This is a genomic window from Planctomycetota bacterium (assembly GCA_026387035.1).
Taxonomy (GTDB): Bacteria; Planctomycetota; Phycisphaerae; order FEN-1346; family FEN-1346; genus JAPLMM01.
This window is the reverse complement of record JAPLMM010000002.1, coordinates 1-6,372: the sequence shown is the minus strand read 5'-3', so window position 1 is coordinate 6,372 and position 6,372 is coordinate 1. Positions and strand designations below refer to the sequence as shown.

4 protein-coding genes are annotated in these 6,372 nt (G+C 63.2%); 3 read left to right on the top strand and 1 reads right to left on the bottom strand.

The window, feature by feature from the left end; all coding sequences use genetic code 11:
* Positions 1 to 125: 125 nt before the first annotated feature.
* Positions 126 to 1,946, top strand: a complete 1,821-nt coding sequence (locus tag NTX40_00035) for a DUF6345 domain-containing protein (protein MCX5647480.1) — start codon at positions 126 to 128, stop codon at positions 1,944 to 1,946.
* Positions 1,947 to 2,022: 76 nt separating this feature from the next.
* Positions 2,023 to 2,919 (top strand): hypothetical protein, encoded by an 897-nt coding sequence (locus NTX40_00030; protein MCX5647479.1) that lies wholly within the window; start codon positions 2,023 to 2,025, stop codon positions 2,917 to 2,919.
* A 1,102-nt stretch (positions 2,920 to 4,021) separates the two neighbouring features.
* On the opposite strand, the gene NTX40_00025 is transcribed toward NTX40_00030, so the two are convergent.
* Complete coding sequence (locus NTX40_00025; protein MCX5647478.1) at positions 4,022 to 4,714, bottom strand: hypothetical protein; 693 nt, start codon at positions 4,712 to 4,714, stop codon at positions 4,022 to 4,024.
* 207 nt (positions 4,715 to 4,921) lie between these two features.
* Between NTX40_00025 and NTX40_00020 the strand changes: the two genes are divergently transcribed.
* Positions 4,922 to 6,372 (top strand): carbon starvation protein A (locus tag NTX40_00020; GenBank protein MCX5647477.1); only part of this gene is annotated, 1,451 nt, incomplete at its 3' end.

The following is a 6,372-nucleotide window of genomic DNA, read 5'->3' as shown; positions in this document are numbered from 1 at the left end:
CGTCGCCGAAGGGCTGGCCCTGCTCAAGACCTTCCCCAAAGACGCGGGGGACTACAAGGCCCTCGCGGAGTACTATCTGGTGGAGTATGCGAAAGAATACCAGGATCAGGGAAAGGATTGACGCCATGAAATCGCACGCTTGGACGCTGGGACTGGTGGTGGTCCTCCTGGGCACGGCTGGCGCCGGGCTGGTCTCGCGCGGCTGGGCCGAAGAAGAGACACACGAGGTCCAGGAGAAACCCGACGAAGTCGAAAAGAACTTCGACATCGACAAGAACGACGAGGAGCCGGTCTCCCCCGAGAGCGTCGAGACGCTGGCGGGCGGCAAGATCAAGATCACCACGAAGACCTTCACGCCGCCGACGGGTTGGAAGTTCAAGAAGTTCACGAGCGACTCTACGCCGACCTCGCCCTATGATCGGAGGCCGTTCAATCCCGGGGAATACGTTGACATCGAGATCGATCCGCAGTGTCTGCCCCCGGTGGTGGACGCGCCGACGGTGCAGGTGAAGGGACCGCTGCCGGCCAGGGAGAATCCCGACGAGATCAAGGTGGTGGTGACGGAACTGACGGTCCCGCTCACGGCAGGCAACTTCCCGCTGAAGTGCGAGGGGAACCTCATCAAACTCTCGCCCGGCGGCGGGGGCGGCGGCTACGTCCAGAATAAATGGCACTGGTCCGCGAAGATGGAGACGCCTATTCTGGAGGTTTTTATTGGCCAAAGTGATCAGGTTAACGCTGAAGCCAATTTCGAGGCAATGTTGACCGATTACCCCGCCGAGGGAGAGCGGCCGAGGGACCCCAAGTACCTGTTCGGCAAAGAGGCTCCCATCTTTATCCAGGTTAGGAATATCGAGCCGGGCCAGGGGACACTTCTCCGCCGGGTCCGCGTTTCATCGGAAAGCGACCCCGTCTATGTGGAAATAACCCTAAAGGAGACGGCCCCCCAATCCGGCATCTACCGGAATGTGGTCGGCGAGTGGTCTGAGTTACTATACCTTGGAGAGGAAAGCGGTGGCGCGCCCGCGCGTGTCAAGGTAGTTGATGAGGAGCTGCTCACATTCCGGCTGGTGAGCGACAGCGGCTACGGGGCCGATGTCCAGGCGGAGTACCAAGTAATGGTGGACCGGGCCGAGTGCGGGTCAGGCTACTACAATTACGTGGACGCGCCCCCATGGCCTCAGCTCAACAGCACGACCGACATCCACAACGATTTCATCGAAATGCTCACGGACACAAAGGCCGGCTACGACAAGCCCGCTGCGGCCCCGGTTCTTTGGTCAACGTATGCGGGTGCCGGCGACGCAGTCTGCCGCAAGAGCCATTACGCCGAGCCGACGGATGCGAACAAGGCAGATGCGGCGGACATCGTCATCTGGAGTGGCCACGGGACTGATACCAATACGCCGAATGACTACTATTGTGTATTCTTGGATGTGAGCAAGAACACACAGAAACTCCATCACGGCGACGTTCAATTGGGGAATACCGACGCGGAGTGGGCCATTTTCCAAACGTGCCGCTTTCTCAACACAAGCAAGGAGGAGTCCAATGGGCCGGGGCACGGGACGGCAACGGATGAGGATATCGAGACTGAACTTAAGCAGATGTTTGCAGGCTGTCACTTGGTGATGGGTTACAAGACAATGATGCTCATGTACGCCCATTTCGCCGAGAAGCTTATGTCCTGCATTAATTGTAACCAGGGCGCCGACCACGGCCTTGACCTTGGCTACACCATCCCGATGGCCTTCTCGAGGGCTACGAGACATTGTCCGATGCGGGACCAGAACATGGTTCCACGCATCTTCGGCGCGGATGATTGTCGGGGGGACACACTCTATCCCGAGGGGGCCAAGAAGCTGGCGCCGATTCTCCTGTCGCGGGACCCGTTGGCCACGGACGGGTATCACTACGACGAATGGACCGTGCCGCAGGAGGAGTAATGGCCAGAGATGGCCCAAGCGATTCCTAGTGGCGGATGGCCCCCGTGATCCCCGAAAACCCGAGGAGGGAACGAGAATGAAGCGTTTGCGGTTGGCACTTGCGACGGTCCTGCTCTGTGCGGCTGTCCTGGGAGGCGTCCGTGGCGCGGAGCCTGATGAGGCCCTGCCGAAGGTGCCGCGGCTGAGCTATCCCCCGCCTTTCAAAGATGTTCAGGTGGAACTGCCCGCCCAGGTGACGGTTCTGCCGGAGTTCCGGCCCCGGCTTCCGGTGTTTCGCGTGATCCCGGACAAGAAGGCGTACATTGACGATCCGGAGTTCTATCGTCCTGAGTATGTGGGGCGCTCCAAGCAAGCCGCACCTACGGACGTCGTCACCGAGGCCAACGCCGGCTCGATGGCCGAGGCGCTCGTCAAGGACCGCGGCTTGTGGCCCGAGGGCGCCGTCCAGACACGCGTGCTGGAGAATTGGAGAGGGCGGACGTATCTGGTCGTATTCAGACACCGGATGCCGGGCCTACCCTACATGGTCGTGGGCGATCGGCTTGAGATAGACCTGGACCGGGCCTCCGGCAGGCTGCATACGCTCTTGCTCCAGTGGTCGCGTTTCGAGCAGGTTGCCGAGTACCCGATTATGACCCCGCAAGAGGCCGTGGCGCGGATCAACCAGGGAGAGGGCCGGGTGGAGATCGTCGACGTCGTGGAACCTGTCCGCGGTCCAATCGTCGAAGTCAAGCTGTCCTACGATGCCAATCCCGACCGCACGCCCTGCGCGCAGCCTGTGTACAAGTTCACCGTGGCTCCCAAGGACGAAAAGGGGGAGACCAAGTACGTGCGCATCCAGGCCATCCGGCCCGAGTTCATATCGGAGGAGTCCGAGAAAGCGGACGAGGTACCTGGCAGCGGCCCCGCGGGCTCGAAGTCGGAACAGGAGGCAATCCCGTCTGAAGGGCCTGCCTCAAAACCGCCAGGTTGATCTCGGCTCTGAGAACAGGTCGCCAGGCTCTGGCTGACAAATAGCCCTCCGCCTGTAGTTGCGGGACTCAGGTACCCATTTTCGGATCTCAGGGAGTCTCGCGGCCTGCCTCAACTGGTCTTCTTCGGCAGGCTTTGGCTGATCCGGCCTGCCGCGGCATCCTGTCACGGCGTAGTCCCGGCCCCAACGGGGCAGGCACGCCGGGTCGAAGCCGGAAGCCCCAGCCGGGACGACGCCGGGTTGCCGTCCATTCCGCATTCTGCGTTCCGCGTTGCCTTTCCCCGTTCCCCAATCCCCCCCTGCGCTCTCTGCGTGCTCTGCGTTGAAGGCTGCGCAATTCCCATGCCAAAGTCACGGGAAAATAGTTATTAACATAAAGGTATGCAAATGGCATGGATGGAAAGAGTGCGAAATAGGGCACAAAAACCGGTAAAAACCGATCCAAAAACGCGAAAAAGCCCCTAAAAAAGTCAAAATTTGCGCTAGCCCATCTTACCAAAGGCACCCCGTCCGCCGAAAAAAGCCCCCGGACGCCAGCGCCAAGGCCGGTGGGTTCCCTAAAATCGCCCAAAAATACTCCTCAAAACCTCCTCCAAAAAGTTATCCACAATCGCGGGCGTTCGTAAGTGTGACCGAGGCGTCTTAAAGCACCCGGACCGAGGAGGGGCTGCCGAGGGACTCGCGGGGCGGCTGGGAGGGGCTGGAAAGGGGCCCCGCCCGATACAGGGAAATCCTACCCTGATGTTTCCGGGGGCCCGCGGGGGGGGACGGCGTACCAATCAGGATGGCCTTGGGGAATAAATTTCCGGAAAATTTTTTGCCGCCCGACTTGACAATCCCCGTTTTTGGTGTATACTACCCGTGTGTGTGTGAAGGAGCGGTTGGCATTCTTCCTTTCTTAGTCCTGGGATGCCGACTCCGTACCGTTGAAGCGTACCCATAGCGCGAAGGGGTTGTGGCAGCGCTTGAGGTGGCGTCTGACGGCGGTTGGTCGGGCGCTTCCGAAGATGATCCGGGGGAGGCTACCGCGAACCGGGGCCGTGACGGAGGGATGCGGCTCCGGTTTCTTTTTTTCCTCGCCGCGGAACCCACGCCTCACCGTTTAATCCTTGACCTCAGGCCGAGGCGCCCGGTCGTCATCCACGACGTGCGTCCTCCCTGCCTTGTCCGAAACAACCGTCAGGGCCGCCCAGGCGTTTCCCGGCCCTAGATAGGCCACGAACGGGGACTCGGTCTGGGGCGACTGCCCCGGCTTCCGGACCTTCGGCTTGACGAGGGCGTAGGAGGGTTCTTCCCCCTCCGCGGGCGGGCCGGACTCCGAAGGCCCGTCGCGATAGATGTAATAGAGACGGCTGCGCTCCAGGTAGGCCGGCGCGAGCGTGTCGATCGAGTCCGGCCGGGCCCCTTGATGGTCGGCCGCATAGGCCGCCAGGGCCTTCGCGAGCGCGGCGAGGTCTTCCCGCGCCGGTTCGAGGAAGCGGCGCGTGGCGCGGTCCCGCCAGACCTCGGCCATGGCGACCCACGCGACGGCCACGAGGATCATCACCACGATGGCGATGAGGCGCCGGTGCGCCTCCTCGCGTGCCACGTCCCGGCGGCGCACCTGATGCCTCGGCCAGAGGGCCCACGCCACGGCTGCCAGCGCCGCGGCGCCCCCCGCGGCCTGAAGCCCGTGGTGCAGGATGCGGTTCACCTTCCAGGAGGCCTGAATCGGAAGCATCGCGTAGGCGGCAACGAGGATCGCGAGAACGGCGGCCGTGACGCCCATCGTCCAGACCAGTCGCCTCTTCGTCATCTGCGGTCCTTTCCGTTCGCCGGCGCCCGGGCCGGGCGCACGTCCTACGGAGCCAAGGCTTCCTCTTTCTCTTTCACGTGGGCCGGCGGCTCGCGCGGGGTCCCGGCCGGCGCCTCGGCGGACAAATCCTTGCGGTCCGCGCGACCGCGCGCGATAGTACCGCATCTTCGCAGCCAAACGGCGGCGCGTCAAGCACGGAGGCGAGCGATGAACATCGCCTGGGTCGTCCTGATTACGGTTCCCGCCCTCGCCCTGGCCTACCGTTTCTACGGAAGAGCCGTCGCCCGCTGGCTCGGCGAAGACCGTTCCTGCCCGACGCCCGCGGTCCTCTTCAAGGACGACAAGGACTTTGTGCCGACGCGGCCGAGCGTTCTGTTCGGCCACCACTTCGCCACCATCGCCGGAGCGGGGCCCATTCTGGGGCCGACGATGGCGGCGTGTTACGGCTACGGGCCGGTGTGGCTCTGGATCCTCCTGGGCGGAATCCTTTTCGGCGCGGTCCACGACTATGCCGCCCTCGCCGTCAGCCTCCGCGAACAGGGACGCAGCATAGCCGACATCGCCCGCAAGACGCTCGGCAAACCGGGGTTCCTCCTGTTCGTCATCTTCACAATCATCATGCTCGTTCTGGTGACCGCCGCGTTCCTCAACGCCGCCGCCAAGAGCCTCACGAGCGCCTATCCGCTGGAGAAACTCGGCGTCACGGCCGAGGAAACGTACCTCGGCACGTTCACGGACTCGAGCGGCGTCGTGATGGGGCAGATCGGCGGCATCGCCTCCACCAGCGTCATTGTCATAACGGTCTTTGCGCCGCTGGTGGGCTTTCTCATCTACAAGAAGAACGTGGCGACGTGGTTCGCGTATCTCCTGACCGGCGCCATCGCCGTCGGCAGCATCGTCATCGGGTTCCGCTACCCTGTCTCCGTCGGCGAGAAGACCTGGATGATTCTCCTGACGGTTTACGTCTGGCTCGCCTCCTCGCTCCCCGTCTGGATCATCCTTCAGCCGCGGGACTTCACGAACGTCCAGATCCTTTACGCCGGCATCGCGCTGCTGCTGGTGGCGGTCGTCGCGGCCGGCGTCGGCGGCGCCGCGTTCGACCGCCCCGCCTTCAGCGCCGAACAACTGGCCGAAGGACGCGCGACCGCCGGCAGCCCCTGGCCGATGCTCTTCGTCCTGGTGGCCTGCGGCGCGATCTCCGGGTTTCATTCCCTCGTTTCGACCGGCACAACGGCCAAGCAGTGCTGGATGATCAAGCACTCGCGGCCCATCGCGTTCGGCGGGATGCTCCTGGAATCGCTGCTGGCGGCATGCGTCCTGGCCACGATCGTCTGGGGACTTTCCTTCGCCGATTACCGCGACCTGGTCTGGCCCAAAGGCGGCGGCGGAAACCCCGTCCTCGCCTTCGCCGTCGGCACGGGAAAACTCTGCCACAAAGGCCTCGGCATCCCCGTCGGCCTCGGCAGCGTCTTCGGCATCCTGATGGTCGAGGGGTTCGTCGTCACGACGCTCGACTCCAGCGTCCGCCTCACGCGGTACCTCTTCGAGGAACTCTGGACGACGCTCCTGGGGCGGCGGACGCCCGCTTTCCTCAAGAACAGCCTTTTCAACTCCGCCCTCGCGGTCGTCCTCATGTTCCTCATGTGCTGGTTCAACGC

Coding starts and splice junctions, on each gene's coding strand:
- NTX40_00025 (MCX5647478.1), bottom strand. CDS start 4,714: ATGACGAAGAGGCGACTGGTCTGGACGATGGGCGTCACGGCCGCCGTT.
- NTX40_00030 (MCX5647479.1), top strand. CDS start 2,023: ATGAAGCGTTTGCGGTTGGCACTTGCGACGGTCCTGCTCTGTGCGGCT.
- NTX40_00035 (MCX5647480.1), top strand. CDS start 126: ATGAAATCGCACGCTTGGACGCTGGGACTGGTGGTGGTCCTCCTGGGC.